The sequence below is a fragment of the Desulfuromonas acetexigens genome, assembly GCF_900111775.1.
Lineage (GTDB): Bacteria > Desulfobacterota > Desulfuromonadia > Desulfuromonadales > Trichloromonadaceae > Trichloromonas > Trichloromonas acetexigens.
In genome coordinates, this window is record NZ_FOJJ01000037.1 from 97,129 (window position 1) to 121,548 (window position 24,420).

Here is a 24,420-nt window from a genome sequence, read left to right on the forward strand (position 1 = left end):
GCCGACTCATGCGAGAATATTTCTGCGACCGGCTGGCCAACGGCCTACGCCTGGTCACCGTTGAAATGCCCCACCTGCACTGCGCGGAGATGGCCTGCTACGTCCAGGTCGGCGGACGGGACGAATCCGCCGACTTGGCGGGCATCTCCCATTTCCTCGAACACATCCTCTTTCGCGGCAGCCTCGATTTCCCCAGCACCTTCGTTCTGGAGCGAGCCTTCGAAGCCATCGGCGGGGCGGTGAACGCCGCCACCGACGTGGAAAGTACCTGCTACCACAGCCGCTTCCACCCCCAGCATCTGGATGAGGCGGCGCACCTCTTTGCCTCGCTGCTGACCCGGCCGCTCTTCGCCGATGTCGAGCTGGAGCGGCGCATCATCCTCGAAGAGGCGTTGGACGATCTCAACGAGCGGGGGGAGGATGTCAGTCCCGACAACCTCACCGCCGGGCTGCTCTGGCCCGATCATGCCCTGAGCCTGCCGACCATCGGCAGCACCGCCTCGATCAAGGCGATCCGCGAGGACGATCTGCGCGCCCACCACGGCCGCTATTACACCCCGGTCAACGCGGTGGTGGTGGTCGCCGGCAACGTGCGCCGCGAAGCGACGCTGCAGGCCGTGACCGCAGCCTTTGGCCACTGGCGCGGTAGCGGCGGCCCCGAACGACAGAGTCCGGCAGCCCGCGAAGCCCATGCGCCGGAGGTGGCCTGGGCCAAGGACTCGGATTCGCAGATTCTGCTACAGCTGGCCTTTCGTGCCCCGGGACGGGGACATGCCGATACCGTACCGCTGCGGGTGCTGCGCTGGATTCTTTCCTGGGGGGGCGCCTCGCGCCTGATGCTGCGCCTGCGCGAACAGCTCGGCCTGACCTATCATGTGGAGGCGGGTCTGTCGATGCTCGCCGACTGCGGCTCCTTCACCATCGACCTGGCGGTGGCGCCGAAAAATCTCGAACGGGCGGTGACGGAAGTGCTTGGGGTGGTGGCGCGGCTCTGTCGCGAGCCGGTGCCGGAGGAGGAACTGCAGGGGGTGTTGCGGGCCTATCTCTTCGACCTGGAGTTCAGCCAGGACCATACCGAGGCGATGCTTTCCCGCTATGGCTGGGGGGAACTGGCCGGCTATCTGCGCACCGTCGAAGACGACCGGCGCGAGGTCATGGCGGTGACGGCCGAGGCGATTCAGCAGGCGGCCCGGTCGGTCTTTGCCCCGGGCAATCTCAAGCTGGCCGTCGTCGGCCCCTGGAAAGAAGCGCACCGGCGCGCGGTGAACAAGGTCCTTGTCGCCTATTCCCCGCTGACGGAAGCCTAGGCGATACGGATCGTCTTGTAGAGAAAATTCTTGAAACGGAAAAAGGTTTTGCGGCTCTCCGCGTCCTTGGCGCGGGGGTCGCAGGCCTGGAGCATGACGGCGATCTTCGGCATGTTGGTCGCCCCTTCCCGGCGGGCGAGGTCGATGACCGCCGCCACCACATCCCGGGAGATCCGACTCTCGGAAAAAGGCTCGTAAACCCGCTCCCAGAAATCCCCTTCCCCCTTGCGCAGATCCGAAAAAATCTCCTCCGCGACCTGGGCGGTAAGTTTCTCCACCGCCACCGTCCCCTTCGGCCGTTCCGGTTCGCCGATTGCCCGACGAATGTCTTCCTCGGAAAGCACCCGTTTTTTCCGAAAAAAGAGCGAGCGTAGCAGGATGCTGCGCAGTTCGCGTACATTGCCGGTGTAATGGTGCTGGGAGAGGAGTTGCTGGGCACCGCGAGTCAGCACCGGAGCATCCTCCTCGCGCTCCTCGCCCCCCCCTTTGCGATAAACTTGGTAGAGCTTGCCGAGAAAGTGGGTCGCCAGGTCGGGGATGTCCTCGCGGCGCTGGTTGAGGGAGGGAACCTCGATGGTCAGCTCGGAGAGGCGATGGAAAAGGTCCTCGCGGAAATGGCCGGACTCGATGAGCTGCTTGAGGTTCTTGTTGGTGGCGGCGATGAGCAGCACCCGCGAGAAGCGGGTGACGTTTTCGCCGAGGCGGACGAAGCCGCCGTTGTCGAGAAAGCGCAGCAGCTGCACCTGGGTCTTGGGGTCGGCGTCGCCGATTTCGTCGAGAAAGACGACGCCGCCGTGGGCTTCTTCGAGAATCCCCTTGCGGTCGGTATGGGCGCCGGTGAAGGCGCCGCGCTTGTGGCCGAAGAGCTCCGAATAGGTGAGGTCACCGCTGTAGGCGGCGATGTTGGTCTTTTTCACCGGCAGTTCGCCGCGCGGGTCGATCTCGATCTGGTACATCTCCCGCAGCCGGGAGAAGATGTTGTTGAAGAGGAACTCCTTGCCGCTGCCGGTGTCGCCGGTAATGAGGATCGACGGCAGGCCGAGGGAGGCCTCCTGCAGGTCGCGCACCGTCCACTTGGCCAGACGGTTGAAGAGGGGCGGGGTGATGCGCTGGATGAAGTCGATCAATTCCGAGGTCTTGGCCGAGTTGCCGATGATGTTCCCCAACTTGTAGGAAGAGATCTTCGGGTCTTTGTAGCCGACATCCCGGCGCAGGTTGATGACTTCGCCGGTGAGTTTCTCGATCCGTTGCAGATCGTAGAGAAAGGGCGCGATCAGCCGCTCGATGATCATCAGGATGCGCTTGTGTTCGTCGGTGAAGTAGTGGGGGCGCAGACTGTCGAGGCAGATGACGGCGATGACCTGATCGTCATAGAGTACCGGCACGGCGATTTCGCTCTTGATGACCCCGGTGATCTCCCGGTACAACCCCTTCTTGCGCTTCTCCTCGTCGGTATCGGCGATGACGTGCGGCCGCCCGGTGTAGGCGACGTAGCCGGTGAGGCTGCGCTCCTCGGGGGGCAGCTTCTCGCCGCCGACGCGGATCGGTGGAATGTCCTTCTTCAGCCATTCCTTGCTCTTAGCCCCGGCCAGCCGGCCGTCCGCTTCCTCGACAACCAGCCAGCGCGTTCCTTCCTCCTCGCGCACCAGGGCGATACTGCCGGTGTCGGCGCCGATCAGCTCCGTCGCCTTGGACAGGGCGCGGTTGAGAAAAGGCTGTAACCCCTCGAATTTTTCCTGCAACAGGTCGTTGATCTCGGAGAGGACCTGGATCTCCATATGCTCGACGCCGATTTCCTGGATGACCCGCTCGGCCATCTCGGCGTGGGCCTCCAGCAGCCCCTTCTCGAAGTCGCTGAAATGGTAGGACCCGCGGGTGTAGTAGTTGACCAGGCAGATGATCCGCCGGGTGTGCGGTTCGTAGCGGGGGACCACATAGAGGGATTTCAGCCCCATCTGCTCGGTGAGGTAGCGCTTCTGCAAAGGCTCCGCCGGCAGGTTGGGGATATAGAGGGGGGAGAGGAGAGTGTCGTCGCTGATGATGCCGCTGCTGCTGATGTAACGGGAAAGGAGGGATTGGCCGGGGCCGAGGTTGATGAGTTTTTCGTCCTCGTAGAGTTGGCGGGCGCCTTGGTCCTTGGTGTAGGAGGCGAGCACCTGCAAGCCCTCCTCCTTCGATTCCAGACCCAGCGGTGAAGGAATGAGGACGGAGGCCAGAGTCAGTTTATCGATCAGACGGACCGCCGACTTCACCATCAACAGAGCGGCTTCCTTCTTTTTCGCCTTGTCGATGCGCCGGGCCAGGACGATCTGCTGATGATACTTGCGCGCCTGGTCGATAAGCGGCACGACTTCGTCGAGAAATTCCCGCAGCACTCGCCGCTGGGATTCGGCGGGGACGCGCCCGACCCGACTGCTGTCGACACTGAGAACGCCGGCCGAGCGTCCCTGATGGATCAGGGGAACGAGGTAACTGGCGCGGATATCGAAGCGGTCGGCGAGTTCCAAGGCGTTGGGTCCGGCCAGGGTCGCCACATCCTCGACCAGGGTCGCCTGCTGGGTCATGTAGACCCGCGACACCAGATAGTCGGTGCTGTTGAGGGGAAAAGACTGCCCCTTGACCGCCTGCGCCTGGGCGCCGTTGGCGGCGGCGCAGACGAGGATGCCGCCAGTCAGGTCTTCGAGGTAGACCCGGCAGCGGTTCTGACGGGTGATGAGTGTCACCGCGCCGAGCAGTACATGCAGGATGTCTTCCAGGTTCTCCTTGCCGTAGCTGGCGATTTTGGCTTTGAGATGGGAGAGTTGCGCGACAACGAAGGATTCCATGGCGACCTCTGAAGTTGAGTGGAAATTTTACTCAGGCACTATAAAGCGATCCGCCGGGATCTGTCAAAGGCGCACGGGCGTTTCCCGGTAAGCCGCTTGTGCTTTTCCAGCCCTTGGTGTATAAATTCGCCAGGTGATTTTAATCTTTCCGCGAAGGGACTCAGATCGGCGTGCTGCCCCGTTTTCACGAAAATGAGGTCTTTTCGGCCTGCCGAACCCTGTTCGGCCCCGAAGTGCATCTGTCCCTCGATTTTCTCGGCTACCTGCAGCCGGGGGGGGTCAAGGCCGCTTTTCGCGAACAGGCCAAGCAGAACCATCCCGATCTCTTCGCCAGCCACGATCCCGAAATCCAGCACCGCCAGTCAGAGCTTTTCCGTCAGGTCCGCGAAGCCTTCGATCTGATGCAGGCCTTTATCAAGCATCGGGACGAAGAGCAGGGGCACTGTGCCCATCGCGCTTTTCATGGCGCCCGGCCCCAGACTTGGGCCCGCCCCAAGCGGCCGACTCGGCGAGCGGCGGGAGGACATTTCTTTCGCGGCGCCGTCCCCGCGCGACGTCTGGAATTCGGCAGCTACCTCTACTATCGTGGGCTGATTTCCTATCAGTCGCTGATCGACGCCTTGGTCTGGCAGCGTCGCCAGCGGCCAGTGCTCGGGGATATCGCCCGGCGCTGGCAGTGGCTGAGCGAAGGCGACATCCTCACCATCTGTCGCGATCGCGGCGGTTACGGCCGTTTTGGCGAAAAAGCCGTGCGCCTCGGTCTCCTCGGCCAGGCCCAGGTGCAGACCCTGCTCTTCTTCCAGCGTAGCCGGCAGCAAAAGATCGGCCGCTACTTCGTTGAAGCCGGCCTACTCAGCGAATTGCAGATCGAACGCCTGGCCGCCGAATGTCACCAGCACAACAGCCGCGTGGCCGGCGCCGCCGCCAATGAAAGACGCCGCGCCGCCACCGGCTGATCTTTCCTCCGCTCACGTTTTCATCCCTTCGCTTCACTCCCCATTTTCAACAACAGGAGCATCTTTTCATGGGCATTCTTGCCAATAGCGTCAGTCTTTGCCAGTTTCAGGTTCTGCTCGACAATCCGCCCGACGATCTCTTCGCCTGGGCGAGCGAACAACTTGCGACCAAGGCCTTCCGCCCCATCGATCGCGGCAGCGAAGAGCTCTCCGTCGGCTGGGTGCTGGTCGACGATCCCCAGTCCAGTGATTTTTCCGAACCCCGCACTTTCTGGCGGGATCATTACCTGGTCTTCTCCTTGCGCCGCGACCAGCGTCGGATCCCCTCGGCGCTGCTGAAAGCCCATCAGGAACGGGTCGAGGCCGAGTTTCTCGCCGCCCATCCCGGGCTCAACCGGGTGCCCAAGCAGAAGCGGGAGGAGTTGCGCGATGCCGTGCGCGGCACCCTGCTCAGCCAGACCCTGCCGGTGCCGGCGGTCTTCGACGTCGTCTGGGATACCCGCACGGGCCGCCTGGGCTTCGCCAGTCTTAATGCCAAGGTGCTGGAAATGTTCGAAGGACTCTTCCGCCAGACCTTCGAAGGGTCGCGCCTGATCGCCGTCCATCCCTACGGCCGCGGCGAGGGACTCCTCGACGAAACCGGGCGCGCGGCCCTGGCGGCGGAAAACCGCGCCGGCGGCGATTCGGTGCTGGAGATGATCGAAGGCAACCGCTGGCTCGGCGAAGATTTTCTGCGCTGGCTGCTCTACCAGACCCTTACCGAATCCTCCCGCTATACCGTCAATCGCCCCGGTCCGGCGATCGCGGGGGAGGGCTTCGTCGCCTATCTCAACGACCGGTTGCTGCTCAAGGGGGGAAGCGAAAGCGGCGTGCAGAAGGTCACCGTGGTCGGCCCGCAGGATGCCTTCAGCGAAGTGCGCACCGCCCTGAATGGCGGCAAGCAGATCACCGAGGCCATCGTCCATCTGGAAAAGCTCGAAGACCAGTGGAAGCTGACCCTCAAGGGGGAGACCTTCCACTTCGCCTCCTTCAAGACCCCGTCGGTGAAGGTCGAAAAGGATCAGATCACCGATGCCGCCAGCGAAAAGGAGGCGGTCTTCTACGAGAAGATGCACGTCATGGAAGAGGGACTGCAACTCTTCGACAGCCTCTACCGGCACTTCCTCGACCTGCGTCTCGGCGCCGACTGGCCCGCCGTCAACGCCCGCATCGCCGAGTGGCTGGCGGCGGAATAAACCACTTTCGCCCACGGGATTTATTCAGGCCGACAAAAAGCCGCTGTTCCGATTCAAGGACAGCGGCTTTTTTATGAGAACCCTGTGCCCCTACAATCCGATTGTTTTCCGAACCGTAGGATGCGGTGACTGAAAGGAACCGCATCGCCGTCCCCGGGAACCACCCGGTGTTGATGTCAGGGATTCTGCACCAGGGCGAAGAGGACCGACAAGAAGAGCAGAAGTAACGTGCTGGCCAGAGCAAGAATCTGGGCAAAGCGCAGGCGCATGGGGAACTCCTCAGACCAGGTCGAAGATTTCGGAATGGATGTGGGTGGGCGGTATCCCCTGCCGGGCCAGGGCCGTTTCCGCCACGGCGATCATCGGCGTCGGGCCGCAGATGAAACACTCCCGCACGGCCCGGTCATCGGGGAGGTGGCGGGCAAAGACCTCGTCGCGCAACAGGCCCCGTTCCCCTTGCCAGTCGGCGGGGGGTTCGCTCAGCACATAGACGATGTCCAGATTGAGCCGCTGGCACAGCGCCTCCAGTTCCTCGCGAAAGGTTACCCGCTCCCAGGTGTGATAGGCGTAAAAGAGGAGCAGGGGGCGGAGATCCCCCCGCTCGGCGAGGGTGCGCAGCATGCTCATGATCGGGGCGATGCCGACCCCGCCGGCGACGAAGACATACCCGGGCGCCCGGCTGATATCGACACTGAAGGTGCCGTAGGGTCCGTCGATCCAGGCCTTCTCCCCTGCCTGGATTTCACCGATGCGGTTGGTGAAATCCCCCAACTCCTTGATGGTGAAGGAAATCACCCCAGGGGTGTCAGCGCTGGAGGAGATGGAAAAAGGATGTTCGCGCATGGCAAACGGGGAACTCCGCAAGGTCAGCCAGGCGAACTGTCCCGGCAGATAGCGGAAGCCGCCGTGTCCCTCGGGACGCAGCTCCAGGGTCCAGCTGCTGCCACGCTCTTTGATGACCCGGGTTACCCGCCAGGGGCGGCGCAGCAGCTGCACCGGCTTGATCAGCCGCACGCGGATGACCACGGCGACGCAGGAAAGGGCGATACCCAGCCACAACCAGGTCTTCCAGGGGGTGGCGCTGTAATGGCCGACCGCGACAATGTGCGCCACCGCCAGCAGCAGCGCCGTCAACGCCAGCAGCACATGGACGACGCGCCAGGCGTCGTAGTGGATGCGCAAGGGCTTGCGCCACAGGGAGGAAATCATCAGTGCCGCCATCGCCACCCAGGAAACGAGTCCCGTCCACAGATGCAGGGGCAAGGTGCCGGCAAGGATCACCCTTAACAGTCCTGGTTCCTCGTGAAAGAGGAGCAGGGGATGGAGGGTGGCGAAGGCAAAGGCGCCGATGGAAGCGAGGCGGTGGAAATAGTAGACGAGGTCGATGCCGAAGGGGGCCGTGGCCCGCTGAAAGCGCGCGGTGAGCAGGAACATGATCGCCATCATGGCGGTGACGGCAAAGCCCAGAGCAAGGGAGAGGTCGAACCAGAAACCGTCCCCGGCGGGCTTGGGACCGAGCAGCAGGACGAAGAGCGGGGCCTGGACCAGCAGCAGAAAGAGCAGAATCCAGAAGGTCGCGCGCAGATAAGGATGCATGGGTGTTTGTCCGAAACAAAAGGATGAACGGCGGCATTGCCGTTACCCTTAAGTATGCCCGAAGGTGAACAAGGGGCAAGCCGCTAAAAGCCGCTAAAAAATCTTGACAGAATCACATCTTTCGGGTTTAATTAAGTTACTGTATTTAATGAGCAAACTACTATTTATGGTATATTTTTTACATATTTCACAAAATATCATTTCACCGCCGCCTTCGAAAATGAATCGCTGTGGCGATGGCCCTATCCCCTTCCCTCCTTTTCTTGCATGGAACGATTGACATGCTAGAATTGTGACGGCTCTTTCATGAGGATTCGCGATGTCCAACCCGAAAATCGTGTTCCTGCTCTCGGACGCTACCGGCGAAACCGCCGAAAAGATGGTCATGGCGGCCCTTCTGCAATTCGGCGACCGGGATGTGCGGTTGCGCCGCATCAGCCATGTACGCAGCAAAAATCAGGTGTACGAAGCCCTGGACGAAATCCTCGCGGCCCAGGGTATCGTCGTGTATACCATTGTCAACCGCGAACTGGCACGCCTGGTGCATGACGAATGCGATTCCCTGGGGCTTCCCAGCATCGATCTGATCACCCCTCTGCTGATGAAAATCACCGAGTTTTTCGGCCTCTCCCCCCGGGAAACCCCGGGTCTGCTCCATGGCATCGACGAGGATTATTTTCGCCGCATCGAGGCCGTGGAGTTTACCGTCAAGCACGACGACGGCCAGGAAACCGCCCATCTGCCCAAGGCCGACATCGTCCTGGTGGGGGTTTCCCGCAGCAGCAAGACACCTCTCTCCATCTATCTCGCCCACGCCGGCTGGAAGGTCGCCAACGTGCCGCTGGTCAAGGGGATCGATCCCCCCAAGGAGCTGTTCGACGTTGATCCCAAGCGGGTGGTGGGGCTGATCATCGACCCCCAGCGCCTGGTGGAGATGCGGGTGACGCGTCTGAAACATCTGGGCATGGACTCCAAGGCCGCCTATGCCGACTTCGCCGAGATCGAAGATGAACTGCGCCACGCCCGGGCCTTTTTCCGCCGTCAGCCATGGGTGGTCATCGATGTTTCGGGCAAAGCGGTGGAAGAGACGGCCAACGAGGTTCTGGTCAAACTCAAGTTGAAATAAAAAACAGTATATCTCCGATAAGGATACCGCCCGTCGGAATCAAACACGAGAAGGAGTTGAATATGAGAATTCTGGTCGTCGAAGACGAGAAAAAAGTGGCCAGCTTCATCAAGCGCGGCCTCGAAGAGGAAGGTTTTCTGGTGGATGTCGCCTACGATGGCGAGGAAGGGCGCTACATGGCCGAAACCAACCCCTACGACCTGATCCTGATGGATGTCATGCTGCCGAAGAAGGATGGCCTGACCGTCGTCCGCGAACTGCGGGAGAAGGGGATGAGCGCGCCGGTGCTGTGCCTGACGGCAAAGGACACGGTCGACGATATCGTTTCCGGTCTCGACTCGGGGAGCGACGACTACCTGACCAAACCCTTTGCCTTCGCCGAGTTGCTGGCCCGGGTGCGGGCGCTGCTGCGCCGCGGGGGACAGGACCGGGGGGCGGAAATCCTCTTCGCCGACCTGCGCCTCGACCCGGTGGCTCACAAGGTCTGGCGCAGCAACAAGGAAATCGATCTCACCGCGAAGGAATACGCGCTGCTCGAATATTTCATGCGCAACCCCAACCAGACCCTGACCCGGACGATGATCGCCGAGCATGTCTGGGACTACACCTTCGATTCTTTTACCAACATCATCGACGTCTACGTCAACTACCTGCGCAAGAAGGTGGACAAGGACTTCGACAAGAAACTGATCCACACCGTCAGGGGCGCGGGCTACGTTCTCAAGGAGGAATAACTTGGCCGGCTTCCCCTGTCCCGGCTCGGTCCGGTTCCGCCTGGCATTCTGGTATTTCGTCACCCTGGCCGTCATTTTGACGGCCAGCGGTGCGTACTGGTACTGGACCCTGTCGCGCAACCTGCTGGGACATGTGGACGACAAGCTGTTAATGGTCGCCAACGACGTGATCTCCTTTCACATGGTGGAATCTCAAAGCAACAATCAGGATGACGCCTGCCAAAAGCTCGAAACCTTTATCCGCGAACACAACTGGAGCGAATTCGTCCAATTTGTCGACGAATATGGCGACATCGTCTGCTACACCAGCAATCTGCTGGATGCCCGGCTGCCCATCAGCGCTGACGCCCTGCGGGCGGCACGCAATCAAAAACCCCTCTTTGAAACTGTCCATTTCGATCCCGAGAGGCCCTTGCGCCTACTGACTTTTCCCCTGGATGTCGACGGCCATCACCGGGACGTCGTCCAGGTCGCGGAAGACCTGAGCCCCCTGTTCAAAAGCCTGCGGATGCACCGCTGGCAACTCTCCATTTACAGCCCCCTGCTGTTGCTCGTCCTTTCCGTCGGAGGTTGGTTCGTCTCCGGTCGCGCCCTCTCCCCAGTGCGACACATCACCAACGCGGTACAGCGGATCAGGGCGGAAAACCTTTCCGAACGCCTGCCGGTAAATCACTGCCGTGATGAAATTTCCGAGCTGCAGGAAACCTTCAATTCCATGCTCGAACGGCTGGAGGAGGCCTTCACCAAGGTCCGTCAGTTCACCGCCGACGCCTCCCACGAGCTGCGCACCCCCCTGGCGATTTTGCGCGGCGAAACAGAAGTGGCCCTGCGCTGGGCGAAAAACCCCGAAGAACTGCGCACCACCCTCGAATCGAACCTGGAAGAAATCGACCGCATGAGCCGGATCATCGAGGATCTGCTGGCGCTGGCCAAGAGCGAAGCGGGGGAAATTCCCCTCGCCCTGGCCGATGTCAAGCTCAGCGATCTGCTGCAGGATCTTTATTTGCAAGGCAAGACCCTGAGCGAGCCCAAGGGGATCGATTTCGCCCTGCACATGGAGGTGAACCGGGAGATCCACCTGCGCGGCGACCAGTTGCAACTGCACCGGATGCTCCTCAATCTGGTCTCCAATGCCATCAAGTACACCCCCGACGGCGGCCGGGTCGCGATTCATCTCGCCAGCGACGACCGCTTTGCCCGCATCCGCGTGGTCGACACCGGCTTCGGCATCGCCGCCGAGCACCTGCCCTTCCTGTTCGATCGCTTCTATCGTATCGACGAAGCCCGCAACCGCGACATCGGCGGCAGCGGACTGGGTCTCTCCATCGTCAAATGGATCGTCGAAGCCCACGGCGGCCGGATTGAAGTCACCTCGGAACCGAACCGCGGCAGCACCTTCGCCGTTAGTCTCCCCCTCGACGGCCCTCCGCCGAAGGAACAGGAACTCACCTGACCAGAAAAACCGACTTCCACGAAAAAAGCGGCCCCAGTACGAAACCGGGGCCGCTTTTTTCATGCTTGCTTGAAGCTGAGTCTACTCGCGGGTCTGGAAACTGACCTGCTTGGCGACCAGGTCGACCACCGGCAGAGGCGGCACTTCGGTCAGACCATAGGTCGCGTTCAGATCGATATCCTCGGGGACATTGGCGAGGAGTTTTTCGGCGACCTTCTGGTCAGCCTGGCGGTAACGCAGCTTGACGTCAAGCTTGACCACCGGGCTGGTGCCGGCATTGATGCCGTAATAGACTTCCTTGTGCCCCTTGGGAGGGATGGTGTCGTGCCGGGAGAAGGCGGTGATCACCCAGGGATCGACCGCGAAATGGAAATCGTCGCCCATGCCGTCGGAATTGAACAGCCGAGTATTCTCAGGGAGTTGGCCGTTGTCGTCGACGGCGCCGCTGGTCATGATCACCTGCCCTTTCTCGTCAGTGGCGGTAATTTCCAGCCAGAGCTGACGAATATTGGTCAGGGAGGTCGGCAGGTTGTGGCCGGCGCGAATATTTTTCACCCGCACTTTCACCTCGCCCAGCTGGCCGTTGTTGTAGACCGGCGTGACTTCCAGGTCGGCGGCCGACTGGAGACGCCCGACGGCCATTTCATATTTTTTCATGATATTGGCGGCCAGGGCCTCGTCGCCGGCCTTGGTGGCCGCGCCGGCGGCCAGGTAGTAGAGCAGATAGTTGGCACCGTTGAAATAATGGCGGTATTCATGCCGCTCGGGCTTCTTGAACTCGTCGGCGACACGCTTGAAGGTTTCAAGATCGACCATGTGGCAATCCTGGCAGAGGATGGTCTTCTGCGCGTAGGCACCGTGTTTCCATTCGAGATAGGTGGCTTCGAGAGGGAAATGCTTGTCGTAATGATAGACCTGGTGACAGCCGGCGCAAAGGTCTGCCTGCAGATGCAGGGAGGACTGATCGCATTCATGGAAGCCCATGCCGCAGTCGTCCGACACGGCCACCGGCCCCATCTTCCTCAGCTGCGGCCCCTCGGGCGTATCGACCCCGGGGCGAATGATGAAGGAGCCGTTTTGCGGCTCATGGGTCGGGGTCTGCCAATGGGTGGTGCCGACGATGGAATGACAGACATCGCAGGAAACCCCGGCCAGGGCCATCGGGCTCAAGCCTTTGAGGCCGGGACCCTTGATCTCGCCGGTGACGACGCCGGCGGGGGAATGGCAACCTTCGCACTGGCGGGAAATCTCATGACCGACGGCCTGCACCGCGAGGTTGAGCTCGCCCTGGTAGACGGGATCCTTGAACGCCAGGGCATGAATCGAACCGGTCCATTCCTCGTATTGCTTGGCATGGCATTCGGCGCAGACTTCCGGGGGGGTGAATTCGGCGCCGCTTTTCTCGTATTTGATGAGTGACGGGTAGTAGGGATAAAATTCCCGGTCGACATCGAAGACCGGCGGCGGTTCGGCAAAAACACCGGCCGGCAACAGTGACAGGCAGAGCAACAGCAGCAACTTCTTCATCATCTGGCCTCCTTGAGTGGGGGGGTCCGGAACGGACGCGCAATGTAAGACATAAACGGTTATAAATTATCATGTGCTAACGTCTTGTCAATCGATATTTTGTAGCCGACGACGATTTCTCCCAGTCTAAACTCTGATCATGGCGCTAATGGTTCTGTGTATTTACACAGTGTATTCCGCGAGGCCCTGTGCTATTTTTCGACCTATGCGTCTGACACTCAAACACCAGATCATTCTCGCTCCGGCCGCGGTCCTGCTGCTGATGGCGCTGCTTCTCGCCTTTTTGCAGTACACCTACTGGGATCTTTCCCGCAAGCGCCAGGAAGCCCGCAACCTGGGCACGGTCTTCGTCGCCCTGGCCGAGGCGGAGCTGGCGACCCAGCGGATGCATTCCCTGCTCATGCAACTGGGCGGCGAACCGCTGGTCGACGTGCGTTGTTTCGGCGAGCTGAACGGTCTCTACGAACACCTGGACGGCGCCACCGGCCGCATCCTCCAGATTCTGCCCTTGCCCGAGCAGTCCCGCACCCTGCTGCGCCAGGCGGTCGCCGACCTCAACCCGGAACTCGGCATCGACGTGGACCGCTTCAACGCCGCCATCGTCATGCTCCGTCCCGAGCTCGGTTCCCTGTCCGAACTGATTCAACGCCAGCGGGAAAAATTGCGCGGGCTGCACAGCCAGGACGTCGACGAACTGGTCGACCACACCGCTTTCGTTTCCATCGTCGTCCTCGGCTCGGCGATTGTCGTCGGCATCTTCCTCTCCATGTATTTCGGCCGCCGCATCCTGCGCCGGGTCAAGGAGCTCTCCGACAGCGCCGGCCGTGTCGCCGCCGGAGATCTCACCCCGCCGCCGGCGCCGGCCCAGGTCCACGACGAACTCGACGCCCTGGCCCTGGCCATCAACCACATGACCGACCGCCTGCTGCGGGTGGTGGGGACGGAAAAGCTGCTGGAAGGGGCCGAGGAAGAGCGGCGGCGCATCGCCATGGATATCCATGACCAGACCCTGGCCGATCTCGCCTCGGTACTGCGCGGCATTCAGGAAGTGCGCTGCGAAGGGGAATGCAAAAACGGTGTGGCGCGGATCGAAGAGGACCTGCGCCGGGCCATCGGCAATCTGCGCGAAGTGATGGACAACCTCCATCCGCAGACCCTGGATATTCTCGGCCTGGGGCCGGCCCTTGAATCCCACCTGGAGCGGCACCTGAGCAAGCCCGACCTGCCCCCCTACCACCTTTATATTTCCCCCCGGGTCGACACCCTGCCCCTGTCGCGCGCCGCCCGCCTCGCCCTTTACCGCATCGCCCTGGAGGCCATCCACAATGTCATCAAGCATGCCCAGGCCTCCCGCTACGAAGTCAATCTCGACCGCCGGGAAAATGATCTGATTCTCTCCATCGAGGATAACGGTAACGGTTTCGATCCTCGCGCGGTCCCGACCTCGGGACACCGGGGACTCTACAACATCCGCGAACGCGCCAAGACCATCGGCGCCGAGGTTTCCTGGGGGGCATCCCGCTTCACCTCGGGGACCCGTTTCGAACTGACCCTGCCGCTGCCCGACGCCGGGCAAGGAGCCTAAGCATGCCGCCATTGGATATCCTGATCGCCGAAGACAATCCCAAGGATTTTGAATTCCTCGATCAGCTGCTACAGGGGCTGGAAGTCGAGTGTCGGGTGGAACGGGCGCACAACGGCCAGGTCGCCCTCGACCTGGCCCTGGGCCGCGCCAACCCGCTGGTCATCAGCGACATCCAGATGCCGGAGCTCAACGGCATCGAATTCGCCCGGGAGCTCTGGCAACGGCAGCCAACGGCACGGATTGTCTTCTGGAGCCAGTACAAGGATGAAATGTACGTGCGCGCCCTGTCGAAAATCGTCCCGCCGGAAACGGTCTACGGCTACATTCTCAAATCGAACACCAAGGAACGCATCGCCTCGGCCATCCGCACGGTGCTTCTCGACGACCAGTGCTGGATCGACCCCGAGGTGCGCAAGGTGCAGGGGCGCGCCGGACACAGCCAGACCGCCCTGTCGGACATCGAATTCGAGGCCCTGCTCGACATTGCCCTCGGCCTCACCGACAACCTTATCGCCCAACGTCGCTACCTCAGCCGCCGCGGCGTGCAGAGCCGGCTCAACTCCCTGTACAACAAGCTCGCCCTCGACCAGGACCAGTTCAACAGCGAAAAGATCGGTGACGCCTTCAACCTGCGCAACCGCGCGGTCGCCGTCGCCTTGCGGCGCGGCCTGCTCAACGCCTTCGAACTGGAGCACGAGGAAGAAGAATTTCAAGAGTGGCTCAAGCAGTTCAAGAAAAACCGCCGCTGACCGCACCGTCCATGTACGTCTTCAAAACCCCGCCCTGACCTTTTCGGAGTTCCGGCTTCTTGGCTTCCACAACTATTCAACATTGTTATTTTCGTAAGAGGGGAATCATGCCGCAAAGACTCGTCTTTTTTTTCGCTATACTGTCCTGCCTGACAACCGCCTGGCCGACAACTTCAGCCCTGGCCTTTTCAGGCCAGATTCAGGGCATTTACGGCCAGGTCGACAATGAAGAAATAGAGGGTGCCGGCGCCAGCCTCGCCATCGGCTCACGCTTCGGCCTGCAGTTCGATGGTGCCTACGCCGAACGGGAAGAGAACCAACTCAAGGGTGCCGCACTGCACCTTCTCTACCGCGAACCAGAGCGCTTCCTCTTCGGCCTGCTCGCCGCCCATGGCGAAGATCAGAACGTCGATTTCAATCGCCTCGGCGTCGAAGGTGACCTCTACCTGAAGACGCTCACCCTGGCGGCGACGGCGGGACAACAGCAGGGAGATATCGACTACAACCTCTTCGCCACGATCGATCTGCACTGGTATCCGGCTCCGGACCTCCTCCTCTCCCTGGGCGGCGCGTTCGCCGACAAAAACGACGGCCGCCTTCACTTTGGCGCCGAATATCAGCTTCTTCCCGGGCTGGCTGCCTTTATCGACGCCGCCGCTGGAGAAAACCACTACGACCACCTGCTGGGGGGCATCCGCCTCTATATCGGCCGGAGCAAGCCCCTGCTCAATCGGCACCGGGAAAATGACCGCCCCAATCCCGTTATCGCCAATCTCCTGCAGGGATTGGCTAGCATCGAATCGCGCTAACTCTCTTTCCTCTCAACCATAAAAAAGCCGGGGCCGCTTCGTGTGACACGAAAGCGGCCCCGGCTTTTTTTTGCGGCGACAAAGGAAACTCAGCGGACCAGCACCGTCCACAACACCCCGGCCCCAATGGCCGAACCGATAACGCCGGCGACGTTGGGAGCCATGGCGTGCATCAGCAGGTAGTTGGTGGGATCTTCCTTTTGCCCAACGGTGTGCACCACCCGCGCCGAGTCGGGAACGGCGGATACTCCGGCGGCGCCGACCAGGGGGTTGATCTTATCCTTGAGAAAGAGATTCATGAACTTGGCGAAGAGGATGCCGCCGGCGGTGGCGATACAGAAAGAGAGGGCGCCGAGGCCGAAGACGAGCAGCGACTGGGGCGTCAGGAAATGGTCGGCGCTGGTGCTGGCGCCGACGGAGACGCCAAGGAGGATGGTGACGATGTCGATCATGGCGTTACGGGCGGTATTGGCCAGGCGATCGGTGACCAGGCTTTCCTTAAGCAGGTTGCCGAAGAAGAGCATGCCGATGAGTACCATGGACCCAGGGGCGATCAGGGCGCAAATCATGAAACCGGCGATGGGGAAGATGATCCGCTCGCGGCGGCTGACCTGACGGGGGGGCTTCATGTGGATCAACCTTTCCTCGCGGGTGGTTAGCAGCTTCATGATCGGCGGCTGGATGACCGGCACCAGCGCCATATAGGAATAAGCGGCGATGGCGATCGGCCCGAGCAGATGGGGGGCGAGCTTGGCCGAAAGGAAGATCGCCGTCGGCCCGTCGGCGCCGCCAATGATGCCGATGGCGCCGGCCTCCTGCGGGGTAAAGCCGAGAAAGAGGGCGCCGAGCAGGGTCAGAAAGATGCCGACCTGAGCCGCTGCGCCGAGCAAGACGAGTTTGGGATTGGAAAGCATGGTGGAGAAATCGGTCATGGCGCCGATGCCGAGAAAGATCAGCGGCGGGAAAATCCCCTGACTGACGCCGTAATAGATGTAGCTGAGGACGCTCCCCGGCTCATAAACACCGATCGCCATCCCCGCCGTGAAGGGGATGTTGCCGAGGAGAATCCCGAAACCGATCGGCACCAGCAGCAACGGCTCGTAATCCTTGACGATGGCCAGGGTAATGAAGACGATGCCGATCACGATCATGATCCCGTTCCCCCAGCTCATCAGGGAGAATCCGGTACCGTCGAGAAATTTTAACAACATGTCCATGGCTTAGGCTCCCGGGAAGGTTTCAGAGGTCGCTCTTGCGCCGGTTTTTCAGAACCGCGGCGGGGGCGATGGCCATGATCTCCTGCCCCTGGTTCACTGAATCCCCGGGATGGACATGGATGGCGCTGATGGTGCCGTCAAGATGGGCGTTGATTTCGTTCTCCATCTTCATCGCCTCCATCTTGTAGAGAGGCTGACCGGCCTGAACCTTGTCGCCCGATTTAACGAAGATCGCCATGATCGAGCCGGGAATCGGCGCCCGCACGCTACCGGCATCGTCGGAGCCTGGCATGGCTCCCACATAGGCCGGAGCCGTCACCGGGGCGGAGGAGGAAAAGCTGCGCACCGGCGGTGCCTCGCCGGAAGCGCCCAGCTCTTCGCTGATTTTGTCGATGGCGACCCGGTAGCTTTGGCCGTTCACTTCCAGTTGCGCCTCCTCGGCGGAGAATTCCACGACATGGACGGAGAAGGGTTTGTCGTTGATTTTCAGTTCATACTTACGCATGGGGACTCCTTTGCGAGAGACTGCGCACCTTGCCGGCCGAAGCCCAGATCGCGCCCTGTCCCGAACGTCTCAAGATGGTGATCTTCTGGCTTTCCCCGGTCAGTCGCTCGAGCTCCATATGCACCACCAGGCTGATGGCCGCCATGATTTCCTCCCCCTGAGGCACGGCCGCTCTTTCGGCAACGGCTTCGCTCGGCGCCTCTGGACGCGCCGCCCGGGTTGTCAGGCGGTCGAAGAAATCGAGCATCCGGGGGAGTTGGGCGATGAAGAGGCTGATCAGCAGCAGCCCGGAAAAGACGATGACCATGCCGATCAGGGTGATGGCGAAGCCTTGACCGTCCAGCACATTTTGCCAGCTTACGTGAACCATGATGGGCCTCGTTGACCTCAGAGTGGAATGTTGCCGTGCTTCTTGGCCGGCAGGGAATCCTGTTTGTTCTCCAGCATCCCCAGAGCCTTGATGAGACGCAGCCGGGTGCGGTAGGGCAGGATGATGTCGTCGATGTAGCCGCGCTGCGCCGCCACGTAGGGGTTGGCGAAGGTTTCGGCATATTCCCGCTCCTTTTCCGCCAGCAGCCGTTCCGCCTCGGCGGGATGCTTCTTCAATTCTTTAGCGTAGAGGATTTCCGACGCTCCTTTGGGCCCCATCACGGCGATCTCCGCCGACGGCCAGGCGTAGTTGATATCCCCCTTAAGATGCTTGGAACTCATGACGCAATAGGCGCCGCCGTAGGCCTTGCGGATCGTCACCGTGACCTTGGGCACGGTCGCCTCGGCATAGGCGTAGAGCAGCTTGGCCCCGTTGCGGATGATGCCGCCGTACTCCTGCACCGTTCCGGGCAAAAAGCCGGGCACGTCGACGAAGGTTACCAGGGGGATGTTGAAGGCGTCGCAAAAACGCACAAAACGCGCCCCCTTCACCGAGGCGTGATTGTCGAGCACCCCGGCCAGATACTGGGGCTGGTTGGCGACGATGCCGACGGGCATGGCGCCGAGACGGGCGAAGCCGATAATCAGGTTGGGCGCGAATTCGGGCTGGATTTCGAGAAAACGCCCGTCATCGACGACGTTGAGCACGATCTCCTTCATGTCGTAGGGCTGGTTGGGATTTTCCGGCAGCATGCCGTTGAGATAGGGAATTTCACGATCGGGGGGATCGTCTGTTTCCAGACGCGGCGGCGACTCCAGATTATTCTGGGGCAGATAGGAGAAAAGCTCGCGCAGGGAAGCGATGGCCTCTTCCTCGCTCTCGGCGGCGAGATGGGCCACGCCGCTCTTGGCCGTATGCACGGCCGCCCCGCCGAGGGTCTCCTCGTTCACATCCTCGTGGGTCACCGCCTTGACTACCTTGGGTCCGGTGAGGAACATGTAACTGTTGTTCCGGACCATCACCGTGAAATCGGTGAGCGCCGGGGAATAGACGGCGCCGCCAGCGCAGGGCCCAAAAATCCCCGAAAGCTGGGGGATAACCCCGGAGGCGCGCACATTGCGCAGGAAAATATCGGCGTAACCGGCCAGGCTCTCGATTCCCTCCTGGATGCGCGCCCCTCCCGAGTCGTTGAGGCCGATGAGCGGCGCGCCGTTCTGCACCGCCAGATCCATGACCTTGCAGATCTTCTCGGCGAAGGTTTCCGACAAAGAGCCGCCGAGCACGGTGAAATCCTGGGAAAAGACATAGACCAGGCGGCCGTCGATGGTGCCGTAGCCAGTCACCACCCCGTCGCCGGGCACCTGGGATTTCTGCATGTCAAAATGGTGACAACGGTGGGTCTTGAACATGTCAAATTCTTCGAAACTCCCCTCGTCGAGAAGGAGCGCCAACCGTTCCCGGGCGGTGCGCCGCCCCTGGTTGTGCTGTTTTTTGATCCTCTCGGTGCCTCCCCCCTGCATCGCCTGCTGACGCATCAGTAAAAGATGATTGATTTTTTCTTCCATCGTTTGAGCCATGGCCATAATCCTTCACATGTGAGGCGCGTTTTACGCGATCAACCGTTGTAATAGATCTGATACAGGGTCTCGTGGCCGAGAATCCGGTCGACCTGGGACTGCAAGTCGATACGCTGCTCGTTGCGCAGCCACTGGTTCCAATTCTCCAGAGACCGCCAGGTACTGATGACCAGATTCTCCTCGGGATCGTCGTAGTTGACCAGGGTTTCACCGGAGATGTAGCCGACCTGGGCATTGGCCACGGCCCGCATCTGTAACAGCAACGGGCGGATTTCGTTCTGCTTTTCCTTAGGTACGCGCCTGACGATGATGATCTTGACGGCCATGGATTCCTCCAGCGAGGGGAAAGAGAATGTATGGTAAGAACAACCCTTTTTCGCACAAATTAACCGGCTGCAATCTTCGTACCTGCTCCACCAAAAAAGGGGCAGCCCCGCGAGCAGCAACGGCGAGGCACGCCCCTTAAGTCAAAAAGCCGTCCGCCCTCAGCGGGCGACCACGTCGAATTCCACCCGGTTGCCGTCGGCATCCTTCTCCTTCGGCTGCTTGTTGATATCGGGCCGGGTCTGGAAAAGGCGATCCGTCGGCAATCCGCCGGGGCCGGTCAGATAGTTCACCACCGCCGCCATGCGCGCCTGGGCCAGAGCCTGCAACTGGGGCGGACCGACCTCGGTATTGGCCAGGATCAGTTTTTCCATCTCCTCCGCCGGCAGGCTCTTGTTGAACCCCAGCACATTGCGGGGTTTGGGAAAGTCGGCCTGGTCGTAGACCTCTTCCAGATAGCGTTCCCGCTCCTCGGTCAGAATCTCCACATTCGCCTCGGTCTGTCCCGGCAGATTCTCCTTTTCATCCACCAGTTCGAGAAATTTCGCCTTACGCAGCCGTTGTTCCAGCAATTCCTTGCGATACCCTTCGGGGTCTTTGTCGGCATCGACGAAACCGGCCAACTCCAGCCGCAACGCCGGGCGGTCCTTGAGCATGGCCGCCAGGGTGTCGAGTTTTTGTTGTTCCGCCGGCGGCAGTACCGAGCTGCCGAAGGGAAAGATCGCCGCCGTGGCCTCCTCGCCGCCACCGCCGAATGCCGATTGCAACAACGAGAGGGGCGAGGTCGCCGCCTTGATCATGAGGTTTTTCAACACCGTCAAGACCACCGAAAAGATGCTGAATTCGGGGTCGTCGGTGCGGCCGGCGACGGGGATATCGAGCTTGATGGCGCCGTTGCGATCCTTGAGCAGGGCTACCGCCAACTTGACCGGCAGATTGACCGCCTGTTCGCTTTCGACTTTGTCGCCAAAGGTGAACTGGTCGATCAACACCCGGTTCTGGGCCCGCAGCGCCTTCTCGGCGATTTTGTATTCGAGATCGAGGGTCAGCTTCCCTTTTTCCACGGTGTAACCGAGATAGGTGCCGGTGTAGGGGGTCGCCGGCGAGAGCTCGATGTCCTTGAAGCTGAGCTTGATGTCGGCGAAAAGCTCCTGCGCCAGGGGATTGATCTGCCCGGAGATCTGTAAGGGGGAGAGATTTTCCAGATGCCCGCGCAAATCGACCTCGGCGGGTTCCACCCCCGCGGTGGAAATCCGGCCGATCTTGCCGCCGAGCTGGTACATGGTGGTGGAGAAAGCCGGCTGCATCTGCCGGTCGCTGAAGGAAACGGTGCCCCCTTGCAAGGTGATGGCATCGATGGCGATCTCCGGACCCGGCGCGGCGGGCGTGGTTTCCGGCGGAGCCGGTTCGGCGACCGCCACGGCTTCGGCGGGCTTCACCGACTCAGACGCCGCCTCTGCGGAAGCCGCCTCTGCTTCTCCAGCGGTCGTTTCCGGCTCATCGGCGGCGACGATGCCGCTCAGGTTGAGCAGCCCCTTTTCATCGATGACGATGCGCGCCGTGTAATCACTGAGGGCGATCCCGCCAACATGCAGGGCGAAGGGCGCGATCTCACCGGCGATTTCGTCGATCTGCAAACTGCCCCAGCGCAACAGCTCTTCGCGATGCTCGCCGTCGAGGCCGTAGAAGTTGCGAATCCCGAGATTGCCGGTGAACGCCCCGGTGAGTCCTGCCTTTTTCGGATCGAGCCTGACCTCCAGGTCGGTGTCGAGCTGGCCGTCAGCCAGGATCATGCGCACCGAATCGGGGAAATAGGGGACGAAATCGGTCAGGGCGATCCCCTTCAGGCGGCTGTGCAGATTGAGCTTGCCGGTGGCGGCGATTACATCGCCGGAGAGATCGAGATATCCCCCTTTGTTATAGGAACTCTTCAGCCGGAAGGGGCTGACGACGGCTTCGGGACCGGCCAGGTTCTTGAGGGAGAGGTCGAGTCCGGCCAGAAGATGGCGCGCCGGTTTTTTCGGCATTTTGTCGGTGAAGTCGATGCGCAGCTTGCGCGCGGCGATCTCCCCCACCCGGTAGCTGAGCGGCGGTTTGGCCTCGGCCAGGGCCGCGGCAACGGGCATCTGTTCCAGTTTCTGGGGGGGCGGCTCCGTTTCCCGAAGCAGATTGAGGGGCGACACCCGCCCGTCGCGGTCCATGGACAGTACCATCGCCCCCTCGGCCAGTTCGACCCGGCCAATCTCCAGTTGCCGGCGGGCGTCGTCGAACTGGACTCCATCCACCTTGAGGTGAGCCAGCTTCAGTTCTTCCTCGCCACCAAAGGGGACTTGCAGATTCTGCACATCCAGCGCGGCATCGGCGACCTTGAGGACACCCTCGCGGAAATCGAGGCCGGCCCGCGCCGCCGCCGCTCCCGCCAGCGGGTAGTTCAGAAACAGGGAAAGGTAGGGATGGTATTCCTTCAGGCTAAGCCCTTTCAGATCTACCGTCGTTTCTACCGCCAGCGGCTCCAGCACCAGACCGCCGTCGACCTTGAGCTGCTCTTCCCGGTCGGTCCGCAGGGAAAGATCGTAGGTGGCGCGGCTCGCGGGGGCGGTGGAGAAATCCCTGACGGTCAGATCGAGAGCGCTGATGTCGCGCTGGAAGCCGCCTTCGGGAACGGCGTCGCGGAAAGCGAGGCGACCGTTTTTCACCAGCAGGGTCTTGACCGTCGCCAGGAAGGGGGCGGCCTTTTCGGCGGCGGCCTTCTCTTTGGCCGGTTGCGGCTCGGGCGCAGCCGCTTTTGCTGGCGCCGAAGCGGGGGCCGGCTGCGCCAGTCGGGCGAAATTAAGTTCGCCCGACTGGTTGCGATCCAGGGTGATCATCGGACTGTAAATGTAGACGCCGTCGAGCAGCACCTGACTTTCGAGCACCTTTGATGTCGCCAGATCGACATTGACCTGCGGCAGTTTCAGCAGATCGGCCCCGGAAGGTTCGGCGACATCGATGGCCGACAGCCGGACCTTGCCGCCCACCTCCAACTCCGGCGCCTTCTCCGCCGTCGCCCGATAGACCAGTTGCAGGTCGGAACCGAGCTTGCCGGAACGCACCTGCACCGGCAGGGGCGTCGGCACCAGCTTGAGGTAGAAGGGGATATCCACGTCGCTGAGAAGCAGATCGACGGAGGCCTCCACCGCCTCGGTGAAGAGCTTGAGTTGCCCTTCCCCGCGCACTCGGGCATCGTTGAGCACCAGCGACAGGGCCGGGGTGATGTACTGATCGAGCAGGTGAGGCACATTGCCGATGAAGGGAACGGCCAGATTCAGTTCCCGCAGACTGTGGCGCTGGACCTCAGCCCCTTCCTTGCGCTCGACATAGAGCGCCTCGCCGTCGACGATGCGCAGGTTGTTGAGGGAGAAGAGGAAGGGCTCGGCCGGCTCCTCAGCTTCCTCCGGCGGGGCTTCCTCGGGTTTTTCCGAACCGGCGAAATCGGAAAAATTGAAGACGTCGCCCTCCTTGAAGACCTGGGCGTAGGGAGCGACCAGGTCGAACTTGTTGACGATCAACGCCTTTTCAATGATCGATTTGGGACTGACCTGAATTTCCAGACGCGTAAGGCCGGCGAAACGCTCGTCGCTGTTCGGCTCGCTGAGGGCGAAATCTTCTACCACCAGTTTCCAGGTCAGCACGTTCAGGGAGAGATCGCCGAGGGTCAGGGTCCGCCCGGTATTCTCCTTCAGCCAGTTGCCGCCGAAGTGCCGCACCAGATTCGGCAGCGCCAAAAGGGTTGCCGAGCCCAGAATCAGCAACCCGACAACGATCCCCAGCGTCCACTTCATCCAACGTTTCATACCCCCTCCTCGCTTCCTTGGTTGCCAAAAATTTCACTATAGGCCTTCTGATAGAGAGTCAAGTCCTTTGCGGAAAAGCAGACCAGCAGCACCCGTCGCAACGGACCGCCGGCGGCAAGAAAATCGCGGATTTCCTCCAAGGCGATGCGACAGGCCCGCGCAATGGGAAAACCGTAGACACCGGTGCTGATCGAGGGAAAGGCGATACTCTGCAGCCCCTTCTCCGCCGCCAGGCGCAGGCTCGCGCGGTAACAGGAAGCGAGCAGGTCGTCCTCGCCCTGACCGCCGCCGTGCCAGACCGGCCCGACAGTGTGGATGACGTAACGGGCCGGCAGCCGGTAACCGCCGGTGAGGCGCGCCTCCCCCGTCGGACAGCCGCCCCGGGTGCGGCATTCCGCCAGCAGTTCCGGCCCGGCGGCGCGATGGATGGCGCCGTCCACCCCGCCGCCACCAAGCAGACTGTTGTTGGCGGCATTGACGATGGCGTCGACGTTCAGGGTGGTGATATCGCCTTGCAGGCATTCAACAATGCGGTCGCCCATGGTTATCTCCCTGAATAGACTGGCTTTAAGACTAAAAGACTAACGCAGCGCGGGCGTTATGCAATGGCCCGGACCATTTCCGTCGCCGGCGCCGCGCCCGCCGATGGCTTTCGAATGGGGCTAAGAGCTCTCCAAGAACCTCGGGGAAAG

At 61.4% G+C, this 24,420-nt stretch carries 19 protein-coding genes; 9 read left to right on the forward strand and 10 right to left on the reverse strand.

Annotated features, from left to right (window positions below):
* Positions 1-8: 8 nt before the first annotated feature.
* Positions 9-1,307, forward strand: coding sequence for a M16 family metallopeptidase (locus BQ4888_RS12745; protein WP_092057640.1), 1,299 nt, complete (start codon positions 9-11; stop codon positions 1,305-1,307).
* On the opposite strand, the gene BQ4888_RS12750 is transcribed toward BQ4888_RS12745, so the two are convergent.
* Positions 1,304-4,132: a GPMC system transcriptional regulator gene (locus BQ4888_RS12750; protein ID WP_092057641.1), complete on the reverse strand. Its 2,829-nt coding sequence runs from the start codon at positions 4,130-4,132 to the stop codon at positions 1,304-1,306. The genes BQ4888_RS12745 and BQ4888_RS12750 overlap by 4 nt on opposite strands.
* A 170-nt stretch (positions 4,133-4,302) precedes the next feature.
* Between BQ4888_RS12750 and BQ4888_RS12755 the strand changes: the two genes are divergently transcribed.
* Entirely contained in the window at positions 4,303-5,088 is a 786-nt protein-coding gene (locus BQ4888_RS12755; RefSeq protein ID WP_092057642.1) for a J domain-containing protein, read from the forward strand.
* Positions 5,089-5,156: 68 nt separating this feature from the next.
* Entirely contained in the window at positions 5,157-6,323 is a 1,167-nt protein-coding gene (rdgC, locus tag BQ4888_RS12760) for a recombination-associated protein RdgC (protein WP_092057643.1), read from the forward strand.
* Positions 6,324-6,602: 279 nt separating this feature from the next.
* Here rdgC and BQ4888_RS12765 read toward each other — a convergent pair whose 3' ends face one another.
* Entirely contained in the window at positions 6,603-7,919 is a 1,317-nt protein-coding gene (locus tag BQ4888_RS12765) for a ferredoxin reductase family protein (RefSeq protein ID WP_092057644.1), read from the reverse strand.
* Between the two features lie 319 nt (positions 7,920-8,238).
* Between BQ4888_RS12765 and BQ4888_RS12770 the strand changes: the two genes are divergently transcribed.
* The 3 genes from BQ4888_RS12770 to BQ4888_RS12780 all read left to right on the forward strand — a co-directional run bounded on the left by BQ4888_RS12770 (position 8,239) and on the right by BQ4888_RS12780 (position 11,232).
* Positions 8,239-9,045, forward strand: a complete 807-nt coding sequence (locus BQ4888_RS12770; protein WP_092057645.1) for a pyruvate, water dikinase regulatory protein — start codon at positions 8,239-8,241, stop codon at positions 9,043-9,045.
* Positions 9,046-9,107: 62 nt separating this feature from the next.
* Positions 9,108-9,779, forward strand: a complete 672-nt coding sequence (locus BQ4888_RS12775) for a response regulator (RefSeq protein ID WP_092057646.1) — start codon at positions 9,108-9,110, stop codon at positions 9,777-9,779.
* Position 9,780: 1 nt separating this feature from the next.
* Positions 9,781-11,232 (forward strand): sensor histidine kinase, encoded by a 1,452-nt coding sequence (locus BQ4888_RS12780; protein ID WP_092057647.1) that lies wholly within the window; start codon positions 9,781-9,783, stop codon positions 11,230-11,232.
* Positions 11,233-11,313: 81 nt separating this feature from the next.
* Here the strand turns inward: BQ4888_RS12780 and BQ4888_RS12785 are convergent, their stop codons facing one another.
* Positions 11,314-12,762: a cytochrome c family protein gene (locus BQ4888_RS12785; protein ID WP_240746344.1), complete on the reverse strand. Its 1,449-nt coding sequence runs from the start codon at positions 12,760-12,762 to the stop codon at positions 11,314-11,316.
* Positions 12,763-12,964: 202 nt separating this feature from the next.
* Between BQ4888_RS12785 and BQ4888_RS12790 the strand changes: the two genes are divergently transcribed.
* From BQ4888_RS12790 to BQ4888_RS12800, 3 genes are all read left to right on the forward strand, one after another.
* Positions 12,965-14,344: a sensor histidine kinase gene (locus BQ4888_RS12790; protein WP_170232865.1), complete on the forward strand. Its 1,380-nt coding sequence runs from the start codon at positions 12,965-12,967 to the stop codon at positions 14,342-14,344.
* Between the two features lie 2 nt (positions 14,345-14,346).
* Entirely contained in the window at positions 14,347-15,093 is a 747-nt protein-coding gene (locus BQ4888_RS12795) for a response regulator transcription factor (protein WP_092057649.1), read from the forward strand.
* Between the two features lie 107 nt (positions 15,094-15,200).
* On the forward strand, positions 15,201-15,902 hold the full coding sequence (locus tag BQ4888_RS12800; RefSeq protein WP_092057650.1) for a hypothetical protein: 702 nt from the start codon (positions 15,201-15,203) through the stop codon (positions 15,900-15,902).
* Positions 15,903-15,991: 89 nt separating this feature from the next.
* Here the strand turns inward: BQ4888_RS12800 and BQ4888_RS12805 are convergent, their stop codons facing one another.
* The 7 genes from BQ4888_RS12805 to BQ4888_RS12835 form a co-directional block, all read right to left on the reverse strand.
* On the reverse strand, positions 15,992-17,119 hold the full coding sequence (locus tag BQ4888_RS12805; protein WP_092057651.1) for a sodium ion-translocating decarboxylase subunit beta: 1,128 nt from the start codon (positions 17,117-17,119) through the stop codon (positions 15,992-15,994).
* A gap of 22 nt (positions 17,120-17,141) precedes the next feature.
* Complete coding sequence (locus tag BQ4888_RS12810; protein ID WP_092057652.1) at positions 17,142-17,624, reverse strand: biotin/lipoyl-containing protein; 483 nt, start codon at positions 17,622-17,624, stop codon at positions 17,142-17,144.
* Entirely contained in the window at positions 17,617-17,994 is a 378-nt protein-coding gene (locus BQ4888_RS12815) for an OadG family protein (RefSeq protein ID WP_092057653.1), read from the reverse strand. Before BQ4888_RS12815 ends, BQ4888_RS12810 begins: the two co-directional genes overlap by 8 nt.
* A gap of 17 nt (positions 17,995-18,011) precedes the next feature.
* Positions 18,012-19,571, reverse strand: coding sequence for an acyl-CoA carboxylase subunit beta (locus BQ4888_RS12820; RefSeq protein WP_217882330.1), 1,560 nt, complete (start codon positions 19,569-19,571; stop codon positions 18,012-18,014).
* Between the two features lie 38 nt (positions 19,572-19,609).
* The gene (locus tag BQ4888_RS12825; RefSeq protein ID WP_092057654.1) at positions 19,610-19,897 is read right to left on the reverse strand and encodes an antibiotic biosynthesis monooxygenase family protein; all 288 of its coding nucleotides are present in this window, start codon (positions 19,895-19,897) and stop codon (positions 19,610-19,612) included.
* A 159-nt stretch (positions 19,898-20,056) separates the two neighbouring features.
* Positions 20,057-23,728: a DUF748 domain-containing protein gene (locus tag BQ4888_RS12830; RefSeq protein ID WP_092057655.1), complete on the reverse strand. Its 3,672-nt coding sequence runs from the start codon at positions 23,726-23,728 to the stop codon at positions 20,057-20,059.
* On the reverse strand, positions 23,725-24,270 hold the full coding sequence (locus BQ4888_RS12835) for an O-acetyl-ADP-ribose deacetylase (protein WP_092057656.1): 546 nt from the start codon (positions 24,268-24,270) through the stop codon (positions 23,725-23,727). Before BQ4888_RS12835 ends, BQ4888_RS12830 begins: the two co-directional genes overlap by 4 nt.
* Positions 24,271-24,420: the final 150 nt, after the last annotated feature.